At 61.2% G+C, this 23205-nt stretch carries 20 protein-coding genes; 6 read left to right on the plus strand and 14 right to left on the minus strand.

Annotation, left to right across the window (positions count from 1 at the left end; genetic code table 11):
- Window position 1 precedes the first annotated feature (1 nt).
- The 6 genes from P2W41_RS10775 to P2W41_RS10800 all read right to left on the minus strand — a co-directional run bounded on the left by P2W41_RS10775 (window position 2) and on the right by P2W41_RS10800 (window position 5320).
- Window positions 2-772, minus strand: coding sequence for an SDR family NAD(P)-dependent oxidoreductase (locus P2W41_RS10775; protein WP_404933125.1), 771 nt, complete (start codon window positions 770-772; stop codon window positions 2-4).
- Between the two features lies 1 nt (window position 773).
- Window positions 774-1496 (minus strand): SDR family NAD(P)-dependent oxidoreductase, encoded by a 723-nt coding sequence (locus P2W41_RS10780; RefSeq protein WP_292895438.1) that lies wholly within the window; start codon window positions 1494-1496, stop codon window positions 774-776.
- Between the two features lie 78 nt (window positions 1497-1574).
- On the minus strand, window positions 1575-2696 hold the full coding sequence (locus P2W41_RS10785) for a C4-dicarboxylate TRAP transporter substrate-binding protein (RefSeq protein WP_404933126.1): 1122 nt from the start codon (window positions 2694-2696) through the stop codon (window positions 1575-1577).
- Window positions 2697-2743: 47 nt separating this feature from the next.
- Entirely contained in the window at window positions 2744-4045 is a 1302-nt protein-coding gene (locus P2W41_RS10790) for a TRAP transporter large permease (protein ID WP_404933127.1), read from the minus strand.
- Between the two features lie 8 nt (window positions 4046-4053).
- Complete coding sequence (locus tag P2W41_RS10795; RefSeq protein WP_292895432.1) at window positions 4054-4560, minus strand: TRAP transporter small permease subunit; 507 nt, start codon at window positions 4558-4560, stop codon at window positions 4054-4056.
- A gap of 1 nt (window position 4561) precedes the next feature.
- On the minus strand, window positions 4562-5320 hold the full coding sequence (locus tag P2W41_RS10800; protein ID WP_404933128.1) for an SDR family NAD(P)-dependent oxidoreductase: 759 nt from the start codon (window positions 5318-5320) through the stop codon (window positions 4562-4564).
- A gap of 176 nt (window positions 5321-5496) precedes the next feature.
- Between P2W41_RS10800 and P2W41_RS10805 the strand changes: the two genes are divergently transcribed.
- Together P2W41_RS10805 and P2W41_RS10810 are read left to right on the plus strand one after the other, a co-directional pair.
- Entirely contained in the window at window positions 5497-6234 is a 738-nt protein-coding gene (locus P2W41_RS10805) for a GntR family transcriptional regulator (RefSeq protein WP_404933129.1), read from the plus strand.
- Window positions 6235-6852, plus strand: a complete 618-nt coding sequence (locus P2W41_RS10810) for a glutathione S-transferase (protein WP_292895426.1) — start codon at window positions 6235-6237, stop codon at window positions 6850-6852.
- 238 nt (window positions 6853-7090) lie between these two features.
- On the opposite strand, the gene P2W41_RS10815 is transcribed toward P2W41_RS10810, so the two are convergent.
- Window positions 7091-8440, minus strand: coding sequence for a PLP-dependent aminotransferase family protein (locus tag P2W41_RS10815; RefSeq protein WP_404933130.1), 1350 nt, complete (start codon window positions 8438-8440; stop codon window positions 7091-7093).
- Between the two features lie 99 nt (window positions 8441-8539).
- Between P2W41_RS10815 and P2W41_RS10820 the strand changes: the two genes are divergently transcribed.
- Window positions 8540-9694 carry an MFS transporter gene (locus P2W41_RS10820; protein ID WP_404933131.1) on the plus strand — a complete coding sequence of 385 codons (1155 nt, stop codon included), beginning with the start codon at window positions 8540-8542 and terminating at the stop codon, window positions 9692-9694.
- A 317-nt stretch (window positions 9695-10011) separates the two neighbouring features.
- Here P2W41_RS10820 and P2W41_RS10825 read toward each other — a convergent pair whose 3' ends face one another.
- The 7 genes from P2W41_RS10825 to P2W41_RS10855 form a co-directional block, all read right to left on the minus strand.
- Complete coding sequence (locus P2W41_RS10825; protein ID WP_404934967.1) at window positions 10012-11241, minus strand: NAD(P)/FAD-dependent oxidoreductase; 1230 nt, start codon at window positions 11239-11241, stop codon at window positions 10012-10014.
- Window positions 11242-11425: 184 nt separating this feature from the next.
- Window positions 11426-13078 carry an OFA family MFS transporter gene (locus tag P2W41_RS10830; RefSeq protein ID WP_404933132.1) on the minus strand — a complete coding sequence of 551 codons (1653 nt, stop codon included), beginning with the start codon at window positions 13076-13078 and terminating at the stop codon, window positions 11426-11428.
- Between the two features lie 265 nt (window positions 13079-13343).
- Window positions 13344-15362, minus strand: coding sequence for an ATP-binding protein (locus tag P2W41_RS10835; RefSeq protein ID WP_292895418.1), 2019 nt, complete (start codon window positions 15360-15362; stop codon window positions 13344-13346).
- Window positions 15355-16755 (minus strand): sigma-54 dependent transcriptional regulator, encoded by a 1401-nt coding sequence (locus P2W41_RS10840; RefSeq protein ID WP_292895416.1) that lies wholly within the window; start codon window positions 16753-16755, stop codon window positions 15355-15357. Before P2W41_RS10840 ends, P2W41_RS10835 begins: the two co-directional genes overlap by 8 nt.
- A 73-nt stretch (window positions 16756-16828) precedes the next feature.
- The gene (locus P2W41_RS10845) at window positions 16829-17911 is read right to left on the minus strand and encodes an ABC transporter substrate-binding protein (RefSeq protein WP_292895414.1); all 1083 of its coding nucleotides are present in this window, start codon (window positions 17909-17911) and stop codon (window positions 16829-16831) included.
- Window positions 17908-19317: a sensor histidine kinase gene (locus P2W41_RS10850; RefSeq protein WP_404933133.1), complete on the minus strand. Its 1410-nt coding sequence runs from the start codon at window positions 19315-19317 to the stop codon at window positions 17908-17910. Before P2W41_RS10850 ends, P2W41_RS10845 begins: the two co-directional genes overlap by 4 nt.
- Window positions 19317-19994 (minus strand): response regulator transcription factor, encoded by a 678-nt coding sequence (locus tag P2W41_RS10855; protein WP_404933134.1) that lies wholly within the window; start codon window positions 19992-19994, stop codon window positions 19317-19319. Before P2W41_RS10855 ends, P2W41_RS10850 begins: the two co-directional genes overlap by 1 nt.
- A 168-nt stretch (window positions 19995-20162) precedes the next feature.
- On the opposite strand from P2W41_RS10855, the gene P2W41_RS10860 reads away from it, so the two are divergent.
- From P2W41_RS10860 to P2W41_RS10870, 3 genes are all read left to right on the plus strand, one after another.
- Window positions 20163-21137, plus strand: a complete 975-nt coding sequence (locus tag P2W41_RS10860) for a Bug family tripartite tricarboxylate transporter substrate binding protein (RefSeq protein WP_404933135.1) — start codon at window positions 20163-20165, stop codon at window positions 21135-21137.
- Window positions 21138-21220: 83 nt separating this feature from the next.
- Window positions 21221-21652: a tripartite tricarboxylate transporter TctB family protein gene (locus P2W41_RS10865; protein ID WP_292895406.1), complete on the plus strand. Its 432-nt coding sequence runs from the start codon at window positions 21221-21223 to the stop codon at window positions 21650-21652.
- Between the two features lie 15 nt (window positions 21653-21667).
- The gene (locus tag P2W41_RS10870; RefSeq protein ID WP_292895405.1) at window positions 21668-23203 is read left to right on the plus strand and encodes a tripartite tricarboxylate transporter permease; all 1536 of its coding nucleotides are present in this window, start codon (window positions 21668-21670) and stop codon (window positions 23201-23203) included.
- Window positions 23204-23205: the final 2 nt, after the last annotated feature.

Raw genomic sequence — 23205 nt, forward strand, 5'->3', positions numbered from 1 at the left:
TTCAAACCGCTTCCTCCGGACGCGGATAACGTCCGACGGCCCAACCGCCATCGACGCGGAGCACCTCGCCGCTGATGAACCCGGCATCGGGGCCAGCGAGGAACAGGATGGCCGATGCCACCTCCTCGGGCTGACCGACCCGGCGCAGCGGTGATTGCTCGACGAAAATCTCGTGACGCCATTTCTCCGTATGGATACGATCCTTCGTCATCGGCGTCTCGATAAGCCCCGGCGCGACCGCGTTGATGCGTATGCCCTCGGGGCCGAAGTCGGTCGCAATCTGCCGTGTCAGCGTCGCCACCGCGCCCTTCGAGGTCGAGTATGCCGCGCTCCTGGTCGCTCCGATTTCGGCATAGATCGAGGCCACATTGACGATCGCCCCGCCTTTGCCGCGCATCAGGTCGACACCGAGCTGGCACATGCGGAACAGCGAAACGAGGTTGATTTCCAGCATGTGGCGCAGATCGTCCACGCCCGTCCGGTCGAGGCGATCTCCGCCGCCGATGCCTGCATTGTTGATCAGCACAGACAGAGGTGCGGGTATCGATGCCAACGCCGCCTTGAGTTTTTCTTCCAGTGCAGTGTCGGTCACGTCGGTGAGCAGGGTCCTGCCCCGAGGGCCCAGCCTGCCTTCCAGGGTGCCGAGCAACTGGTCATCGCGATCGACCGCCAAGACATTGGCGCCCCGGTCAGCAAGCAGCAGCGCGGTCGCACGCCCGATGCCCGATGCCGCGCCAGTCACGATCGCTGTCCGTCCGTCGAATGACTTCATCTCAGCCTCCCAGCGCTCCGCCGAGCGACCGGCCGCCGTCGACGACCAGGACCTGGCCGCTGATGAAGCGGGCCTTCGGAGAGCTCAGGAACGCCACCGCCTCGGCGATGTCTTCCGGTTTGCCAAGATTCCCGCCGGGCTGCATGCCGCGGAGGGCTTCGAGATCGCCTTCAGGCCGAGCCTTCAGCATGTCCGTTTCGATCACGCCCGGGGCGACGGCGTTCACGGTGATGCCTTTCGGGGCAAGCTCGAGCGCAAGCGAGCGGGTAAAGCCCGCGACCGCCGCCTTCGAGGATGCATAATGGATGTACTCTTTCGCACCGAGCATGGCGCGCGACGCGATGTTGACTATGGCACTGCCCTCACCCATGGCCCGGGTCGCCAACTGGCAGAGCTTAAACATCGCGACGAGGTTCACCTCGTACATGCCGCGGAAGTCCTCCGCGTCGAGTGTATCGAAAGGCTTTACGTTAAAAATGCCAGCATTGTTCACCAGCCGGCGAACCCGCCCGGCTTGCGAGACGATGTCGGCGAGCGCCTGCTCGTCGGTGATGTCAGCCTCTACGGCCTCCGCCTTCAGGCCCGCCGCGACCAAAATCTTGGCAGCATCGCGCGCCTTGTCGCCCGCAAGATCGACTATCAGGACATCGTCTCCCGCGCGTGCCAGCGCCTTAGCGATTGCCAAGCCAATGCCGGCTCCGCCGCCGGTCACGATGGATTTCATCTCGCTTCTCCGTTTTCGCGGCAGCAAATGCCCGGGCCGGAGGATCGCTGCGGCCCGGGCGGTTTCGTGCCGTACCCGTTACTGGCCGAAAGCTTCGAGATCGATCTTGCCGTAGACATGCTCGCGGATCAGACTGGCGACGGCTTCCGGATCGGTCTGGTCGATGCCGGAAAGACGCTCCTTCCAGGCTTTCTCCGCTGCGAGGAAATCCTCTATCAAGCCCGACGGATCGGCGATTCCGCGATCATCCACGGACTTCTGCGGCAGGGCATCGATGAAGTCCGCCTGGAACGAGGCAAGCTTTTCAGCAAGATCCGTGCCCGGCTCGTCAATCGACAGGCCGCGTTCGCGCGAACCCTCCAGGGCTGCCGCCACGTCTGCAGCATAAGTGACCTGTGTGCGCGCGAGGCCAAGGGCCATTGTGTCCAGCAGCACCTTGCGCTGTTCCATTTCAAGACCCTGCCAGAAGCTCGGGTTCAGCACGTAGGTCGCGCCCATTACGACGCCCATGGGCAGCATCGTGACGCTCTTGGCCACCTCCCAAAACTTGTTGCCCTTGTCGAGGTTGGTCGGGTCGGACATGGTGCAGTCCAGCGAACCGCGGCTGAGACCGGAATAAACGTCGCCGATCGGAACGGAGACCGGTACGCCGCCAATCGCCTCAACCCATGCAGTCTGCGCACCGCCCGCCGTGCGGATCTTGCGACCCTTGGCATCGTCGAGCGAGACCAGCGGCTCCATGCACATGAAGTTGTAGACCGGGGTCGAATAACCGCCGACGAAGATGCCACCATTGGCTTTCCACTCGTCACTCAACTGGGCATTCGTGATGCCCACCTCGGTGTAGGCCAGCGCCGCGGCCATCGCATCGCTGGCGGTGAAGACGAGGTCGTTGAGCACATTGTTGACCGGCAATTCGGACGGGGTGTAGCCCGGATAGACTACGCCGAGTTGGGCGACGTTGTCGCGAATGCCCTGCATCGTAGACTTGGCCGGCACCAGAGCCCCACTCGAATAGACCTCGAAGGTGATCTCGCCGCCGGACGCCTCCGCGATGTCCTCGGCGAATTTCTGATAGGGCTGCTCGTTCAGGATATGCACCGGCGTCAACCAGTTGGTCGCCAGGTAGGTGTCGGCCAAGACCGGAGCCGCCTGAGCGGTGACGGCCAGGGCCATGAGGGATGTCGTCAGCTTCTTCATTTAACTCCTCCAGTTGAAGATCCGGCGAACCGGGTATTGTGTTCTCCTCACCCAGAAGGCCCGGGCAGCCAGAGTGTGATGATCGGAAAGGCCACGAGTAGAACGATAGTGAAAGCGTCAGCGAGGATGAACCACGAGACGCCCTTGAAGATGGTGCCCAGCGGTATGCTGTCGCCAAGGCTCGACCGGATGACATAGACATTCATGCCGACCGGCGGGGTAATCAGCCCCGTCTCGAGCAACTTTACCGCCAGTACGCCGAACCAGATCGCGTTGATGTCGAGACCGTGGATGATCGATGCCAGAACCGGGATGGTGAGCAGCAGGATCGAGATGCTTTCGAGAAAGCATCCGAGGACCAGGTAGAGGATGCAGATCAGGATGATCACGGTTGTCGCGTCCAAGCCGGCCAGTTGCTGCGACACCCATACCGGCAGGGTCGACAGGGCAAGGAAGCGCGAGAACAGCGCGGCACCAACAACGATGATGAAGATCGTCGACGTGCTCTGCGCGGTGTCGATCAGCGCGTGCGTTAGCGTTTTCACGCTCAGCGTGCCGCGGATCATCGCGATCGCGCAGGCCAGGAAGGCCCCTATCGCGCCGGCTTCGGTCGCCGTGAAGATACCGGAGAAGATGCCGCCGAGAACGCCGGCAATCAGCACTGGCAGCGGCCATGTCTCGCGCACCAACGCGAGCTTCTCGCGCCATGTCGTCTGCGTGTCGAGGCGCGGCGCGAGCGACGGGTTGAGCATGCAACGGATCGTGATCATGCCGGCGAATACCAGGCCCGAGAGGATACCCGGGATCAGTGCGGCGAGGAAAAGCGCGGCGATGGAGACATCCATCATCAGCCCGTAGACGATCAGCAAAACGCTCGGCGGGATCAGCGAGCCCAGCGTGCCCGCCGCAGCAACTGAGCCGGAGGCGAGCGAGGGCGCGTATCCGGCCTTCAGCATCTCCGGTACGGCGATACGCGAAAAGGCAGCCGCGGTTGCGACTGAAGAGCCGCTGGCTGAGGCGAACAGCGCGCTGGATGCGATGCTCGCCGTCGCCAGCCCGCCCGGCAGGCGGTTGAGGAAGACCCGTGCCGCATTGAACAGGCCAGATGTCAGCCGGGCGCCGGAGGCGATGTAGCCCATCAGCAGAAACATCGGGACAGCGGAGAGATTCCAGTCGCCGATCAATTCATAGGGAATGGCCTTGGAGATACCGATGGCCGGCATCGGTCCCATCATGGCCCAGATCCCGATGAACGAGGTCAGCCCCATGGCGACGCCGATGGGAATACGAAGGCCGATCGCGATGAGCGTCGCTGCGATGCCTATCAGACCTATGTCCAGACGATCCATGGCGACACCTATGCCGGGTCTTCGATCTCGGCATGTGGCGCGACGCGCCCCGCGAGAATCTCGATGAGACGGATGGCCATGACAATACATGCAAGCGCCAGGCCGATTGGCAGCAGGAACTTGGTCGGCCAGATGACGACGCGCCAGGTACCTTCAACAACTTCGCCGATCTTCCAGGACTGGACCGCGATCCCCCAGGACAGCCAGGCGAGGCCGCCGTAGAAGACGCCGGATAGAAGCGTTGCAAGCAAATAGACCCAGCGCTTCAGCGTATTCGGCAAGAGAGCGTAGAGCAGCTCCATGACGATAGAGCCCTGGCGCACCTCTACCCAGGCGAGTGGCAGGAAGACCGCCGCGACCATGTAATAGCTGGCAACCACTTCCGCAGTGCCAGGGATCGGTCGGTTGAGCAGATATTTGCCGAGCACGTCGGCTGTGACGTGCAGCATCATCAAGAACAGCGCGAGCGCGGCCAGGCCGGCAAGCAAGTGGCTTATGAATCGGGTTAATTGCATGTCACTGCATCCGGTAGCCGCCATTGACGTCAATGACACCGCCGGTGATGTAGGCGCTGTCCGGACCCGCCAGGAATGACACCGCGCCCGCGACGTCCTCCGGCGTTCCGATGCGGCCTTGCGGGATGGACTGCGCCACCGCCGCGTCATCGGCCTCGTCCAGCGAGAGGCGCAGCATCGGCGCGTTGATCAGACCCGGCGCGACCGCGTTGACCGCGACGCCGATCGCTGCCCCCTCACGGGCGGCGGCTTTCACGAGGCCGAGCACGGCACTCTTGCTGGCGATATAGGCGGAACTCGATCGGTAGCCGCCCAACTGGGCGGCGACCGATGAAAAACCGATAAAGCGAGCACCTTCGACCGGGTTTGCCTCGCGCAGGCGAAGGAATTCGCGCAGGAGGAAGAAAGTGCCGGTGCTGTTGACCGCCTGCGTTTTCTGCCACTCCTCGGTTGACAGCTCGGTGATCGGACGGCGGGCGCCATTCTCGTCGAGGATCAGAATGCCCGCAGCGGCAACGACGACGTGGATCGGCCCATATTCGCGTTCGATATCGCCGAAGGTCTTGTGGATGGCCACCTCGTCGGTGACGTCCAGCTTTCGCGCTAAATGCGGGCCGGACGGCAGCCGCGCGGCGAGATCGCCGACCCTTTCCTCATCCAGATCGCACGCGATAACGGTGAATCCGTCGCATGCCAGACGATCACAAACCGCCCGTCCGATTCCACCCGCTGCACCGGTTACCAACGCCAAGCCCGACAAGCCAAACTCCTCCCATTCGCCCTCGGAGCCTAGATTGAGTCCAATAATGCAATTTTTGTCAATATAATTTCTCAAATACCGCTAAATTGTATCCATTTATTGCGCGTGGCCAGTTGCAGAATGGGTCTCTTGGAGGCATGATCCGGACAACAAATCGATGGGAGAAGGGTGCTGTCTTGAAAGGAAAAACCGCAGCGGGCGAAGCGACCGCCGCCCTGAGGGAGATGATCCTCTCCGGTCAGTTGCATCCTGGGCAGCCGGTACGCCAGAACCACCTATCGGAGCTACTGGGCATTTCACGCACGCCGCTGCGCACGGCGATGGCGACGCTCACGCAGGACGGCTTGCTGAGCTACGAGGAGAACCGGGGCTACCGGGTGAAGTCTTTCTCTGTCGACAGCATCATCAAAGTTTTCGAGATCCGCGCCGGGCTGGAAGCCATGGCCTGCCGGGCAGCGGTGCGGTGTGGAATCGACAATGCGACCATCGAGGAACTGGACCGCCTCGTGACGATCGGCGACCGTATCCTGTCTTCAGGTTCGCTCGATGTGGCGGATCTTCCCGAGTATCGCCAGTTCAATGTCCGGTTCCACGACACGATCATCAACGCGGCCCAGAATCCCTGGCTACACGAATTCGTCGGCAGGACCCACAATGTTCCGCTGGTCTCTGACCGCATCATCCTGTGGGAGCCGGACGATTTCGCCCTGATCCAGCGCTCGCATGACGATCACCACCGCATCGCCCGAGCACTCCGAAACAGCGACGGCGAACGCGCCGCCGCCATCATGCACGAACATGTCCAATATGCCGGAGAGGCACTCGTTGATCGTCTCCGCAACGACCCTGAGGAGACCTTCAGGAAACTCGCTTTTTCGCCTCCAACTGCCAATACTTGCCAGAAAGACCAGTAAATGACACTTCGCGTATTCTTCTCGCCCGCATCCCCTTTTGTCCGGAAGGTATTCGTCGCCGCCCATGAAAAGGGCATCGCGGACCAGCTTGAGAAGCTGCCCTCCAACGCCTGGCCGGTGAAACGCGACCCGGTCATCGTTCGTGAGAACCCGTCCGGCAAGGTGCCCACCGCACTGCTCGACGATGGCACCGCGCTGTTTGACAGCCGGGTGATCTGCGCCTATGTCGATTCGATGTCAGGCGCGATGCCGCTGCTGCCGGAAGACCCCGCCAAACGTTTCCAGGCGATGACGCTCGAAGCCCTCGCCGATTCCATCCTCGATGCGGCCCTCCTGTGCCGTTACGAATCGGTGCTGCGTCCTTCCGAATTTTACTGGCAACTTTGGCACGACAGTCAGATGGAGAAGGTCGACAGCGGCCTGGACGACCTACAGAAACGTTGGTTGCCACACCTCACCGGCGCACCTACGCTTGGCAGTATCGCTGTCGCATGTGCACTGGGCTACCTCGACTTTCGCTTTGCCGACAAACCATGGAGGAAAGATCGCGCAGACCTTGCGGCTTGGTTTGCTGAATTCTCATGCCGCCCGTCGATGAAAGCGACAATGCCAGAGTAATGGCCAATCGTCGGGGCACCGTTAGTTGTCGCGCATTGGGTACTGTCTCGCTTGTGGCGGATACAAGTGGATATAGCCGGCAAGCCATTGGAGACAGCTGGTTTGTCGCCGAGCATCTGGTTTGATGACGAAGAGCCGTTAACGCAGTCTTCGACGAAGGCGGGTTCGGACTGCCGAACCTCGCCAGGCTGTTGTCTCCGTGGACCAGCTCGGATCGCCGCACCCGCACAGATGCCCGCTACTCGAGCATTCCTGCAGCATGCGGAACTCCCTCGATGACTTCTCGAACCAACTGAAATACTCCCTCCAGCTCATGCATTGGAATGCCACCGAAGGCGAGCCGCAACGCCTGCGGCACTGCAACTGTCGTCGCAAATGGCTCCGCACTGGAAGCCAAAATGCCATGCTCCTTCAGGCGCGAAACAACTGGCTCGGCCCGAGCACCCTTTTCCAACGGCAACCAGGCGAAGCCTGCGTTGCGATGAGAAAGAATGGCCGACCTATTCAAAACGCTGTGGCAAAGCTTCTGGCGCTCTGCGCCATCACGCCGCCGAGCCATTTGAGAGCTGGCGAGCGTGCCATCTTCTATCCAGCCCGTGGCAAGACCGGAGATAAGCGCCGGGGCATTCCAGGTGGTCGCCCGGATGGCTTCGAGCAGTCGGTCTGTGTACAGCGCAGGGGCGATCACATAGCCTAGGCGTAGCCCTGTCGCGAGATTCTTGGAAAAGCTCCCAACGTGAAACGTTCGCTCCGGCGCGAGGGAGAGGAGACTGGCCGGAGGGTCCGGCTCCAGAAAAGCATACGCCGCATCCTCGATGATCAGCAGGTCGTTCTCACGTGCAACCTCAATCAGGCGCAGGCGCGTCTCCTCATTCATGACCGATCCCAGGGGGTTGTGAACTGTTGGCATCAGATAGACGCAGCGCACTTTTCGTTCACGACATTGTCGTTGCAGATCTTCTGGATCCATCACGCCGCCCTTCCCGTCGACCGGAACGAGTTCGAGCCCCTGCAACGCGGCAATGGATTTGAAACCTGGATAGGTCAGGGTGTCGAGTGCGATCCGTTCCCCGCGCCGAAAAAGCCCGAGAGCGAGTATCGCCAGCCCGTGCTGGCCACCGGACGTGACGAGAAGGCTTTCGGGGTCAACCTGTCCAAGGGTCGGCGAAAGGCTTTCGGCGATGATCCGGCGCTCGTGCCTTCGCCCGCCGTGCGGCTGGTAGCGTAGCATCGCCTCCAGGTCGCCACTCGCGGCAAGCCGCCTTAGGCCCGATCGCAACTTATCTGCATCGGCTGCGTCACCTGGCATGTTGAAAACCAGGTCGATGAGGTCATCGTTGGCGATCTGCCGGACCCCAAGCGCGGGTGGCAAAGCCAGATCCCGCACGAACGTGCCGCGCCCGGCTTCGCCGACAATCAAGCCCCTGCGCTCCAACTCGCCGTAAGCCCGCGTCGCCGTGGCAAGTGCCACCTTGAACTGCTCTGCAAACGCGCGATGTGTCGGAAGCTTCGTACCCGGAGCCAGCTTGCCATCCTGAATCGCATTCGAAAGCATGTCGGCGAGGCGAATGTATCGAGGTTTTCCCATATCCCGAATGTATCCAGTACAATTTAAAAATTGTCATACTAATTTCCTCATGGCATAGCAATCCCGATTGAATTCTTGAGGCCCCCGATGTCCAGAAACATGTCAGCTTGCCTTCTTGCCGCTGGTCTCTTCACGGTGACGTTCGCCGTAAACCTTCAGGCTCCGCTCTATGATGCCTACGCGGCGGAAAGTGATGTCGGAGCGACGGCTGTGACGGCCGCGTTCGCGGCCTATGTCGGAGGTCTTATGCCGACCCTGTTGCTACTCGGCGGGCTCTCGGACAGGATAGGACGACGGGGCCCCATCGCCCTGGCTTTGATACTGGGCGCTGTCGCAACAGCACTTCTCGTGCAGGCACCTAGCTGGACAAGTCTTGTGGTCGCGCGTTTCCTGCTGGGGATCGGGACCGCTCTCGCGACGACCAGCGGGGCCGCCTACATGACAGAAATTCTAGGCCAGGATCGCGCGAAAGGTGGCGCACTCGTCGTCACTTCCGCCACATCGCTTGGCTTTGGAGGGGGCGCTTTGGCGACAGGTATCAGTCTTGGACTGCAAGGACCAACGCTTCTGCCAGCCAGCTACATCGTACTCTTTGTGGCAGCTCCCGTCCTTGCCGTGATTGCCCTCGGGCTGCCTCGGGTTGACAGCGCCAAACCCGTTTCCCTTCTGCGCCTGCCCGTCTTCCCCTCCGGCACTTGGGTATTTGGGGCAGCAATGGCGCTGGCCTGGTCCACAACCGGGATGACAATCGCGGTCGTTCCGCTGGAACTTGCCGCTAACGACCTTGGCGGATGGACGGGGCTCGTCATCTTTCTGGCGATCTTCGTGGGTTTCCTTTGTCAGCCGATTGCCCGACGCATGACCAATGGCGATGCGCTTGCTCTGGGATTCGTTTTGATCCCACTCGGCTTCCTCGTCCTCCTCGCCGGAGTGTTTTTCAAGGTTTTGGCATTCGTTCTCGCTGGCACATGCATCACCAGCGCTGCAAGCTATGGCTTTACCTATCTGGCTGCACTGGCAGAGGTTTCGCTACGTGCACCGGATGACAGGGCGCGGGCTACAGCGGGATTGTTCGTGTATGCATATTTCGGGTTTTCCCTGCCGGTTATCGCCAGCGGCGCACTGGCAGACATGCTCGGTCTGTTCCTGGCAATGGTAATTTTTGCAACCCTCCAGATCGCGGTCACCGCGATCATCGTCATCACGTGGAAAAGGACGGGTGTTTCACCCGCCGTCGCCCTGGATGCCGGATGACATTGCGCTTCCTGACGCCAGATCGGCGAAATATGTTGATCGTACACCCATTCTGATTGTCGCAACTGCTGGGAAAACGCACCGTTCGATGACTTCTTGGGGTGCTTCAAGTATCTCGAGAGCGCGGTCTCAGGATCCGACCCGCCATACGCATTCCAAAGAAGAAGCCGCACTCACCGTGTCTTGCTGCCCACACAGACCCGTGGCGTTTCTCGCTCCTGCAGATTGCAGACGTCTCAAATCAATCGAGGATCGACCTGTTTACCCGTTCCGGTTTGCAGGGAGGTCAGGACTTCGGGGCGCTTCAACAGCTTCGTTCAACGCGTGGCGGTCATCATCGCTGCCTTCAGCGCTGCAGCGCCTTCAAGCACCACGTCCACGGATGGGGAGAATCCTGCGGCCAGCATCCGCCGCGCCATCATGTGTTCGCCCGGGCGATTGACGGTTTCCACAGCAACAAGTCGACCGCCCGCATAGAGATAAACGGCAAAGGCACCACTCTCAGGATCGCCAGTGATCACCTCAGCGTCCACGCTGAAGGAAAGCCCCGCCATCTGCAGCTTGCGCTCGCCCTGATCGGACCAGAACCATGGTACCGCATCGTGGACTGCATCCTTGCCGAGCATGGACTTTGCGGCGATACGCGCCTGGTCGGTGGCGTTCTGGACCGATTCGAGGCGCAACCTGCGCCCCGAGCCGCCCTGCGGGAAGGAAACACAATCGCCGATGGCATAGATGTCATTGGCGCTGGTGCGGCAGGAAGCATCCACATGAATACCGTTGTCGCAGACAAGGCCGGTCGATTCGGCCAGTGAGGTGTCCGGCGGTGCTCCGATTCCCACCAACACCAGATCAGCGGGAAGCGCCTGGCCCGAGGATGTCTTCACGGCACGTAGTCTGCCATCCTCGCCATCGAGCCGCTCGACACCGGTATTGGTCATTATTCTGACGCCGAGGCCCTCATGATAGCCATGCATATGGTCTGCAACGGGTTTGCTCACGGCGCGACCGAGGATGCGTTCGGCCGTTTCAAGAACGGTTACATTCTTTCCGGCAATGATGGCTGTAGCAGCCACCTCAAGCCCGATAAAGCCGCCGCCGACCACAACGACGTTCTGTGCGGATGCCAGGGCATCGCGCAGCAGACGGGCATCGGCGCAGTCACGCAGATAAAAAATGCCCTCGAGTCCAGAACCCGGCACCGACAGCCGGCGGGGTTGGGCGCCTGTCGCAAGCAGGAGCTTGCTCCATTCAAGCTGCCTGCCATCGTCCAGCGTCAGCGTTCGGGCACCCTGATCGATGGCCGTGGCACGAACGCCTGTAAGCAACTCGATATTATGGGTTTCATAGAACGCCTGCGCCCGCAGGATCTGAGGCTCCGCATCGGCGGCCTTCAGAAAAGCTTTCGAGAGCGGTGGTTTATGGTAGGGCAGTTCGGGATCTTCCGAAACAAGCGTTAGCCGCCCGTCAAAGCCTTCCTCGCGCAGGCTCGATGCGGCCTGCACGCCCGCGTGGCCAGCGCCGATGATGATGATGTGCCCGTCCAGTGTCTGTCTCCCGCCTCGAGCGATCCCAGAATACCAAGGCACGACATAGTGAGCGTTGGCTCCTTGAGCAAGCCCGGGCCGGGCACTCCGCCACCACCACCTCCTCCTCACATTGATTTGGAGTATCGCATAGTTTTGCCCTCCGGCGGGGCTCATGCCGGAGGGCGCGCTGCAACAACCCTGTCTAGAACAGGGCCGCGGTCTTTTGCAGCGTTATCCAGACCCCCCAAAGAATGGGGATGCCGACGACGGCCCAGGCGGCCAGCGTCTTGCCATCGAACCTGCCCTTGCCGATGCCGAAAGAGCCGGTCGGGCCGGCATCGGCTGCCGCAGACTTTGCCTGGAGCCTGGCGACTTCTTCCTCCGGCATGTACCATTTCTCCGAAAGTGGCTTGACGAGCATGTTGCAGATCAGGCCGAGAAGCAGCATTCCGGCCAGGATGTACATCGTAAAGTCGTAGACCTGCTCGCGCGGAATGCCCGCATTGAGCTGCGCCTCGCGTATGTAGTTCACCACCACTGGGCCGATGATGCCGGCTGTCGCCCACGCCGTCAGCAGCCGGCCATGTATCGCACCAACGAACTGCGTTCCAAAAATGTCAGCGAGATAGGCCGGCACTGTGGCGAAACCTCCCCCATACATGGACAGGATGATGCCGAACATCAAAACGAAGAGGACCTGGCTGCCCATATGGGCAGCAGAAGGCGCCAGCGCATAGAGCACGATGCCGATCAGGAAGAACGCGTAATAGGTGTTCTTGCGCCCGATCTTGTCCGACAGCGAGGCCCAGAAGAAGCGACCGCCGATGTTGAACAGCGAAAGGAGACCGGCAAACCCCGCAGCAATCGCGGCAATGGCAGATTTTTGCGACGCATCGAGCTCGTTGAAGGTCAGCTCCGGCAATCCGAGCAGCCGTCCGCCGAAAATCTCCTGAAGCATGGGCGAAGCCATGCCGATAACGCCGATTCCGGCCGAAACATTGAGCGTGAGCACGGCCCATATCAGCCAGAACTGTTTTGTCCTGTGGGCGTCACGCAGATGGACATGTCGCGAAGTGATCATCGACTTCGCACTCTTCTCCGGCGGCGTCCAACCCTCCGGACGCCAGCCCGCAGGCGGAATGCGATAGCCGAACGCGCCGCCCATCATGAAGACGAAATAGATGGCTGCCATGATCAGAAAGGTCTGCCAGACACCAACGGAACTGGCGGTTTTGAACGTGTTCATCAGCATATCGGCCAAAGGCGCGCCGATCATGGCGCCGCCGCCAAAGCCCATGATCGCCATGCCCGTCGCCATGCCGCGCCGGTCCGGAAACCATTTGATCAGGGTCGAGACGGGCGAAATGTAACCAAGCCCCAGCCCGATGCCGCCGATCACGCCGGCGCCAAGCCACATCAGCCAGAGCTGATGAAACATCACGCCAATGGCGGCAACGGCGATGCCGCCGCACCAGCAGAAGGCTGCGACCACACCCGCCTTGCGCGGGCCCGCTCTTTCGAGCCAGCCACCCCAGATCGCCGCAGCCGAACCGAGCAGCACGAAGAACAGCGTGTAAATCCAGCCCAGATCAGAAACCCGCCAGTCACAGCTCGTGGTGAACAGCGCACTGACAAGCGTCATGTCTTCGCACACGACACGCTGGGAAATGCCGATGGCCTGCGTCAGCGGCAGCCAGAACACGCTGAAACCATAGGCCATGCCGATGCACAGATGAATCGCGAGGGCAGCCGGTGGCACCAGCCAGCGGTTAAAGCCCGGCTGGGCGATGATCCTCTCCCTCTCGAGTATGCCGCCTTCCGGGGCGCCGGATAATGTTTCACTTGCTGCGGACATAAGTCTCCTCCTCCTGCCGGGTGTCCCGGCAGCCGTCCTGCTGGTTAAACATGTGATGATCCCGATTGATGTGGCCTGCCGCCCTCCGCGACAGGCACTTCCGGGTCGGGACCCGGATGTCGATAGCGTCCTCCTCTTACCTCGACTTGAGACAAGCAACGCTCGTGCCAGTAAGCACGCACCAAGGATTTCAGATACTTATCGGCTGCGCGGTCGCCGAAATGGACAATTTGTCCAAAACGTCAGGACATTTTGTCCGGCGCGTTCAACGGGCTTCGGGTAGCCAGATCGTGAAGCGGGTTCCCTTGCCCGGTCTGCTTTCGACCGAGATCTTGCCGCCCTGACGGCTGATCAGGGTCTGGCTGATCGACAGACCTAGACCGGTTCCTTCCCGTCGCTTGGTGGTGAAGAATGGATCAAAGATCTTCTCCAGCATGTCGGGTGTCATGCCGACACCGGTGTCGGTGATCTCGATAACGAGCCCCTGCCTGCCTTCAGGATCCTCATCACGGCTGACGATTGAAAGCACTCCCCCATCGGGCATGGCGTGAATGGCGTTTACGATCAAGTTCACGAGCACCTGCTGGAGTTCAGTCCGGTTCATCAAGACAAGCCGGGTCGCCAGATGATCCTGCGTGACGGCGATTTCCGCCTTGTTGAGAAGATGCTGAACGAGCGGCAGCGTGTCCGTGATCACGTCTTTTGGGGAATGACGCTCCAGAAAACCCGCATATTCTTCCGGCTTGGCAAACTGAAGTAGCTTGGTCACGATCTGGCTGATCCGGTGGACCTGTTCGTCAAGCAACCGGAACTCGGTTCGCGCCTCGTCGGCGCGCTCACCCATCACCTGACGCACCACTTCAAGATTGCCCTGGATTACGGCAATCGGATTGTTGATTTCATGCGCCACACCGGCGGTGATTTCGCCAATGGCCGCCAGCTTTTCCGACATGATGAGTTGACGGGTGGTGGCCTCCAATTGCCGGTTTGCGAGCCGCAGTTCGCGTGTGCGCTCCTCCACCCGGGCGTTCAGTTCCTCGTTCCAGGCGCGCAATTGCCTGTCGCGCTCCTGCAATCTCTCCAGAAGCAGATCGAGATGCTGCGCCACCCGGCCGATTTCATCATCGACGCCATGAATGCCCGTGCGCGCGCCCAGATCCCCGCCTTCCACCTCGGAGATGGTGCCTGCCATGCGCTCCAGCGGCTTGAAGATCGAACGCGCCCAGCGCAGGAACAATGGAACGCTCAGGGCCGTGATCGCCAGAAACGCAACAGCGATTGTCAACAGCGTTGCGTATTTGGCTTCCGTGAAGGGTGCTTCCAGAAAGCCGACATAAAGCATCCCGACACGCTTGCCGAAGCTGTCGGTGATCGGCTCATAGGCGGAGATATACCAGTCATTGACAACAAAAGCGCTGTCGAGCCAGACGCGCCCCTCGCCGAGCACCGCAGAACGCACGATACTCGACACGCGCGTGCCGAGCGCCCTGCGCCCCTCGAAGAGCCGGACATTCGTGCTGATGCGCACATCGTCGAGGAAGAGCGTTGCGGTTCCCTGGCTTCCCTCTGGCAGGCTCGCCTCCCGATAGACGAGATCGTTGATCGTGTCGATGAATTCGAGGTTCCGGTTCAGGAGACTGCCGCCGACAAGGGCAGCGGGACGCCCTCCGGGCAAGCGCACCGGCGTTGCCGAATGAACGACCATGCCGCGCGTTTCGGCTGCGCGGTCCGTGGGCACGGCATTGGCCGTGGGCACCAGCTCCAGCCGGGCGCGCGTAGCCAGCACCGGCGCGATTGAAGCCAGTTCATCCTCGGAAAATATGTCGATCCCTGTGGACGCTTCTCCCGAAAGTGCTGCCTCGATGATCGGCCAGTCGGAGCGCGGAACGCCTGCAAGCTTCGGCGCCGATGTCACAACGCTGCCATCTGCAGGGATCAGATACACAAAGTCGAGATTGAGTGCGCGGCGATGTTCTTCCAGGAGCGCTTCCAGACCGCCTCCGCCAGCCTCCACGACATCGCGAAAACGTGCCGAGCGGCCCAGCGCCGTGATGCGTTCGCCGGTGTTTTCCAGCAATCGTGCGAAATATTGATGGGCAATCGTCAGGTCGCCATTGACCTTGGAGATCAGCGCGGCATCGAACTTCGCGTTCCACCGATAGACTGCCATGCCCAGAAGCAGAGGCAGGATCACAAGCGTGGGTAAAAGCGCGATCACGAGGAGGCGAAAACGGACCGACCGCCCTTGCCCCCCGCGCCGGTCAGGATCTAATCGGTCAGACATTCCAGACGGCACATTTGCGGTCGATCGTCTTGCGGGAAATGCCGAGCTGGCGCGCGGCAGCCTCCCGGTCGCCGCCCAGCCGGTTCAGCACGGCAAGTATGTGGCGACGCTCGATATCGGCAAGACTTTCCCCACCCTCGACGCTGTCGGGCACGGCTCGGATCCCACCGCCGAAATCGTGCGGGAAACGGCCGAGAATCAGTGTCCGCTCTATGAGATTGCGCAATTCACGTACATTGCCAGGCCACCCATAACTCGCAAGGGCAGCTCGTGCATCCGCCCCAATGGGCACTTTGGGCATTCCAAGCTGTTGAGAGAGCTTGGTCATGAACAGGTCGGCAAGTTCCTGCACATCCTCGCCACGATCCCTGAGCGGGGGCAGATGGATCTGCATCACGTTGATGCGGAAGAACAGATCGGCGCGAAACTGGCCGGCTTCCACCAGTTTTTCGAGTTCGGCGTTGGTTGCAAAAACAAAACGCAGGTCGACAGGAATTTCGCGTTCCGATCCCACAGGCCGGATGCGCCGGTCCTCCAGCACGCGCAGAAGCTTGCTCTGCGTGGCTGGCGGCAACTCGCCGATCTCGTCGAGAAACAGGGTTCCGCCCTGCGCATGCATGAAAAGCCCTTCGCGTGCCGCCTCCGCGCCGGTGAAGGCCCCCCTGAGATGGCCGAACAACTCGGTCTCGATCATGTCGGGTGGAATGGCAGCGCAGTTCACGGGCACGAAGGGCTTGTGAGCCCGGTCCGACAGTGAATGGAGAGAGCGCGCCGCAACCTCCTTGCCAGTACCGGACTGGCCCGTCAGAAGCACCGAGGTCGGCAGCGGCGCAACGCGGGCAATCGTCTCCCGCACGTCACTGATCGTTTTGGATCCACCGATCAGCTTGTCACGCAGGAGCACGTGATCGGAGGTCGATTTCAGTTCATAACGCAACACATAGTTTTCGCGCTGGAGCCGCATCTGGTCGAGACAACGCGCCACCGCGTTCAAAAGCTGGTTGGAGCGGAAGGGTTTCAGAATGAAATCCACAGCACCGGCGCGCAGCGCCTGAATGGCAGTCTCCAGATCCGCGTAGGCCGTCATCAAAATGGCATTGGAGAAAAAGCCGATAGCGCGCTGCTCGGCCAGCCAGTCAACGCCATTCTTGCCCGGCATGATGTTGTCGAGGATCACCACATCGTAATGGTTGGTGTCGAGCTTGCGCGATGCCTCCTCGGTGTCGGCGGCCTCGTCGAGCCGATTGCAGCGGGGGCCGAGCGTCCGCGAAAGAAAGTTTCTCATGCCCGGCTCATCGTCGATCACGAGAATGGAGGCCTGAGCCAGCCATGGGCCGAATTCCGGATCCGCCGCCGTGTTGCGTGGTGCTCTTGCCGCCTGTCCGCTCGCCATATCCTCCCGATCCCCCTCCGGTGTGGAGCCGCATGATTAGCCAAGCTTCCGTGGAAATCAAATAGGGTTTCCCCTACTCCCCGCCGCCCAACTGGAAGGATTTGCGCCACTGATCCAGAAATGCCTTCCGCTTTGCCTGGTCGAGCCCGACCAGCAGCGCCGGGGAAAGCGCAATCGGCCTGAACGCAGCCTCTTCAGCCGAGGGGCCGGCTCCCGTGTCGATGCGATTGAGCATGGCCGGACCGTTGAGCGACGAAAAAAGACGGGACGGGCCCGAGAGGAGGCGCTGCCCCGTATCGGTCAGCGCAAGCGCGATCAGCGCATTGGCGGCGCGCTTGTTGCGGGCGTGGCGCGAAACAAGAGCCGCACGCGACAATGCCAGTGTGTAATCGGAAGGGAAGATGATGCCGATGCGCGGGTCCTCCTCCTGCCGGGCAAGCGCATAGGATCCCAGAACATTGTAGCCAAGCACGAGCCGGCCGGTGCGAACACCGTCGATCACCTCGGAGCTGCAACAGAAGAGTCGCGCGCGGTTCTGACCAAGGCTCTCGAGCAGCCGCCCCCATGTGGAGGCCTGCGAGGCGTCCTCGAAAGCGAAGATATAGCCGACACCGGAGCTCTCGATGTCATAGGTGCCGATGCGGCCTCGAAAACGCTCGGTCTGACGCAGAAGATCGACCAGCTCGAAGCGGTTGCGCGGAACTTCTTCCGGCTTCAGTCCTTCACGGTCATACACGATGACGGCCGGCTCGTAGGTAAGACCGACGAGTTCATTGCGCCATGACGCCCAGTCGGGCAGATCGGGCGGCAGGCTGAAGCGAAACGGCTCCGAGCACCCGTCATTGACAAGCCGCACCTGCTCGGGAATGGCCGACGAAATGACGGTGTCAGCGAAAAATTCTCCCTTTTCACAAGCATCGGCGACGGCGGCGTAAAGATCCAGACTGGTCATTTGCCGATAGATGACCGCAGTGGAAGGGTTGGTGCGCTGAAACTCGCGGATCAGCGGTTCTATGAAGACAAGATCGGTGACACTGCCGATAACAAGCGTTTCGGCTTCTTCACCGGATGCGTCGAACCGCGTGTCTTCCGCCATGGCCGATGGCGGCACAATCCATGCTGCCAACAGACACAGTCCGAAAATCAGGCGTCTCATGATGCTTTTGTTCCTTCCCGGGCGAGCGGCAGATCAAGGCTGATGGTGAAGCCCCGCTCCTCACGATCCAGCGTGATGCGGCCGTGGTGAAACTCAGCGACCTCCCGGACGATGGCGAGCCCCAGCCCGGCGCTTTCCGGCTTGTTGGGATTGATTGCAAAACGATGCCCGATTTCGCTGGCGTCGCTGACAGGCAGCCCCTCGCCCGCATCGGTAACCGCAATGCGCGCCCGGTCGTCGCCCACGGTGACCACGAGATCGATGGGCGGCTTTCCGTGCGCATGCGCGTTGTTCAACAGGTTCTTGATCGCTTCACGCAGGCTGAACGCATCGCCACGAACCATCACGGGTTCCTCCGGCAGATCGAGCCTTATGCGCGGTTTGCGCCCGCCTGCGATTTGCACAAAGTCGCGCTCTGCGCCAACGGCAATGCGGCGCAGATCCAACGGCTCGAGCGGAGCGGTGTCGGCGCGATGCGTCACGAGCGCGTGGCTCAGAAGCTGATCGGTCAGACGGTTCAGGCCGATCGCGCGGCTGCGAATGCGGCGATGCAGCGTCTTCAGGCGCTGTGGATCGTCTTCGTCCAGGGCGAGTTCGCTATGCGCTCTCAACGCGGTGATGGAAGTGCGGATCTGGTGGGCGGAATCGGCGACATAATCCTGCATGGCACGCACACGGCGGTCGAGCCTGCCCATGAAGCGGTTGATCGCGGCAACCAGCGCCGAAACCTCGTCCGGCGCGTGCATGGAGAATGGCGAGAGATCGAGCGGATCACGTTCCAGGATCGCTGTTTGAATGCGTTCGAGCGGGCGCATGGCATAGCGCATGGCAAGCAGCGCCAGGATCAGGATTGCAAGACCGGCACCGGCGATAACGGCAACTGCCTGGGTGACCATGCTGCGCGCCAGTTGCTCACGGCTTCCGGTCGTGTGCGCCACGATGATATGGATGTCGCCGCTCACCGCCCGTTCCGCGAGCCGGCGCAGCATGACGAGTGCGCGGACCCGCTCGCCCTCGAACTGGACTTCGTAGGTGTAGCCGCCTTCCGGGATGGTGGCCGCGTCAGGCAGCGGGAAATCCTCGTATCCGGTGAGTGTGGTGCCGTCGGGCTGCGTAACGCGGTAGAACACGCGTTCATCCTTGGCGAGCGACAGGAGTTCGAAAGCCGACACGGGTATATCGACACGCACCTCGCCTTCGACAACAAAGATGCGCTCCGCGATCTGCAGCGCGGCCCCCTGCAGGAGCCGGTCAAATGCCTCATTGGCCGCCTGTCGGCCATAACCATAAGCTGCCCAGATCGTGGCGGCCACGGCCAGCGTCAGCACCAGCGTGAGCGAGATCGTCAAACGGTAGACGATTGAAAGGCTGCGGCCGGGCAAGGCCTGACGTACGGGGTGCCCCATCACGTTCCCGGTTCCATCGAAACCGCCTGATAGCCAAGGCCGCGCAATGTCCGGATTTCAAGACCGGATCCCTCGATCTTTCGCCTGAGGCGACCGACATAGAGCTCGACCGCATTCGGGTTGCGCTCCTCGTCGTGGCCGAACAGCCGGGTCAGAAGATCTTCTTTTTCAAGCACACGGTCGCGGTTCGTCAGAAAAATTTCCAGAAGGGTCTGCTCGCGCCGCGTCAGTTCGCATGGTTCCCCGTCGATCAGGACCCGCCGGGCGGCCATGTCAAAGGTCAGCTTGCCAACAGACAATGTGCGGTCGGCATCGCCGCTGCGCCGGCGGACGATGGCGCGAATTCGCGCTTCCAGTTCGCCCAGATCGAATGGCTTGATCATGTAGTCGTCGGCGCCCAGATCAAGCGCATCGATCTTGTCGTTCACGGCAAGGCGTGCTGTCAGAACCAGAACCGGAACGCGGTTTCCGGCCGCACGCAGTTTCTTCAGGAAAGCAATTCCCGATCCATCCGGCAGGTTGATGTCGAGCACGATCAGATCGTGATGGGCCATGGCCACGAAGTGTTCGGCATCCTCGAGCGTTTCGGCGCGATCGCTCACATGGCCGGACTTCTCCAGCCGCCTCTCAATGGCTTCCGCGACATCGCGCGTATCTTCGACAATCAGGAAATGCATTTTTCCGGACAATGACAGCTTGTTGACAGGGTCACCCTATAGGCTCTCCTTCGTCATGAGAACAATCTCCTGACAAACCGTTCCGTCCACTGGGAGGTCGGCGGTATCAAAAAGATCGAGACAGGTGGCGCTCTTTCGTGGCGCGCCCGCTCGGGAGGAGGAAAATCTATGAAAAAGCTGCTCGGCCTAGCGGCCGTCTTCACGCTCGCATCCAGCCTGTCGGCCTTTGCGTTTGAGCCCAACAACACCGAATGCATTGCGCCCGCCAATCCCGGCGGCGGCTGGGATTTCACCTGCCGCCAGGTGGGCAAGACCTTGCAGGATCTCGACCTCGTGCCCGGCACGATGCAGGTTTCCAACATTGCCGGCGGCGGCGGTGGCGTCGCCTTTGCTGAAGTGGTCGGCAAGCGAAACGCCGAAAACAACCTTATCGTTGCAGCCTCTTCGGCCACGGCCACGCGCCTCGCGCAGGGTGCGTTTCCGGGCAACACCATGGATCAGGTGCGCTGGATCGGTTCGGTCGGTGCCGATTACGGGGTGATCGCGGTTGCCAAGGATTCGCCGATCAACACGCTCCCCGAGCTCATGGAGAAGATCAAGACAGATCCCTCCTCGGTTTCGGTTGCGGGCGGCTCGGCCGTCGGTGGCTGGGATCATCTCAAAGTGCTGATCGCTGCATCCAAGGCCGGTGTCGAGGATGTCCGTCAGGTGAAATACGTTGCGTTTGATGGTGGTGGCGAGGCGGTTACCCAGCTTCTGGCCGGCTCTGTTCAGGCCTTTACCGGTGACGCATCGGAAGCCAAGGGATTTGTCGATTCGGGCGACATCAAGGTGATTGCCGTCCTTGCACCGGAACGCCTTGAAGGCGATTTCTCGTCCTTCCCCACGGCACGCGAACAGGGCATCGACGTGATCGGTGCCAACTGGCGCGGTTTCTATGCGCCCGGTGAAATGTCGGATGAAGCCTATGACTACTGGGTCAATGCCGTCAGCAAGGTCTATGCATCCGACGAGTGGAAAGAGATCATGGCTCAGAACGGTCTCGCTCCGCTCGACCTTCAGGGCGATGAATTCCAGGCCTTCGTGAAGGAATCCATCGATTCCATCACCGATCTCTCGAAGCAGATCGGTATCGTGAAGTAACCACCGGAAAACTCGCTCGGGCCTGCCGGGAGCATCCTGCAGGCCCGAATTGTATCGAGAACAATCAGGGGAGCGTGTCCGTCATGAGCGACCGTATCTTCGGGGTCTTCGGCTTCCTTCTCGCTGTCTTCTATATCTGGCAGGCAACGCAGATCGAGCTGAGCTTCATTTCCGATCCGTTTGGACCAAAGGCCTTTCCATTCATGATCGGCACCGTGCTTGCTATTTCCAGCACGATCATCGTCCTCAAGCCGGACACCGAACCCGAATGGCCGACCTTCGCGCGCCTTTTCGAGATCGGCATGGCCACTGCCGTCATGGTGGCCTATGCGCTTTTTCTCAAGGAGTACGGCTTTGTCGCCTGCACCGCGGTTGCGGCAAGCTATCTCTCATGGCGCCTTGGCTCCAGCCCGGTTTCGGCCATCATCGCCGGCGTGCTGATCGCCGTCGGCATCTACGTCATTTTCCATCTCGTCCTGGGGCTGTCGCTGGCACGCGGCCCCTGGGGCTTCTGAGGCGGGAGGCCCAATATGGACACACTGGCATCACTCGCGGACGGGTTTGCCGTCGCGCTCACCTGGCAGAACCTCATGCTGGCGCTGATAGGGTGCTTTCTCGGCACCATCATCGGCGCGTTGCCGGGTCTTGGCCCTTCAAACGGCGTTGCAATCCTCATTCCGCTCGCCTTCACGCTCGGCCTTCCCGCCACACCGGCCCTCATCCTGCTGACCAGCGTCTATTATGGCGCCATGTATGGCGGGCGCATCTCGTCGATCCTGCTCAACATCCCGGGCGATGAACCGGCGCTGATGACAACGCTCGACGGCCACCCGATGGCGAAGGCCGGCAAAGCCGGCGAGGCGCTCGCGATCTCCGGCCTTGCCTCCTTCATCGGCGCGTTTTTCGCCACTTGGGGGCTGGTCTTTCTGGCGCCGCAGCTCGTCAAGGTCGCGCTTTTGTTCGGCCCGGCGGAATATTTCGCGCTCTTCGTTCTCGCTTTCGCCACGCTCGGCGGCATTGCCAGCCGCAATCAGGCGAAAGCAGCGCTCGCTGCCGTCATCGGTCTCGGCATAGCCACCATTGGCGTTGACGGTCAGACCGGCGTTCCGCGCTTTTCCTTCGGTGAAGTGCATTTATACGACGGGATCGACTTCCTCGTCGCCATTGTCGGCCTTTTCGCTCTCTCGGAAGTTTTCATCTTTCTGGAGCACCGTGCCGGCAGCGGCGCCGACGACAAGGTGGTAAAAGTGGGCCGCATCGTTCCACCATGGAAGATGGTGCGTGAAACACTGCCCGCCATGGGCCGGTCGACGATCTTCGGCTTCATCGCAGGCGTCCTGCCGGGGGCCGGCGCCTCGCTCGGCTCGTTCATCTCCTACACGTTCGAAAAGCGCATCTCCGATCGCAAGGGCACGTTCGGAAAGGGCGACCCACGCGGCGTGGCAGCACCTGAAGCCGGCAACAATTCGGCCGCCGGCGGCGCGCTCGTGCCGATGCTCGCGCTCGGCGTACCCGGTTCCGGCACGACGGCCGTGCTGCTTGCCATGCTGCTTGCGCTCAACATCACGCCCGGTCCCCTGCTCTTCCAGCAGAACCCGGATGTGGTCTGGGGCCTGATCGCGGCACTCTTCATCGGCAACATCATGCTTCTGGCCATGAACCTGCCGCTGGTCTCACTCTTCGTGCGGGTGCTTCTGATCCCGACCCGCTATCTTATGCCCGCCGTGGCCATGATCTCCTTCGTCGGCATTTACGGAATTTCCGGCTCGACCTTCGATCTGGTGGTGATGGTTATCTTCGGCGTGATGGGCTGGGTCCTGCGCAAGCTCGACGTCCCGCTGGTGCCGATCATTCTCGGTGTGTTGCTGGGCGACCAGATGGAAAAGAACCTGCGCCGCGCCATGACCATCCATGATGGCGACTGGACGATGCTGTTCAACTCGTGGCTGGCCATCGGCCTCTGGACCTTCGCCATTGTCGGCTTTGTCCTGCCGCTCATCGTCGGGCGATACTTCCGTCCGAAGATCGCGGACGAGGCCATCGCCGAAGGTTCGGACCCAGACTGAGC

It is taken from the genome of Nitratireductor sp. L15S-10, from assembly GCF_045011005.1.
Lineage (GTDB): Bacteria > Pseudomonadota > Alphaproteobacteria > Rhizobiales > Rhizobiaceae > Nitratireductor.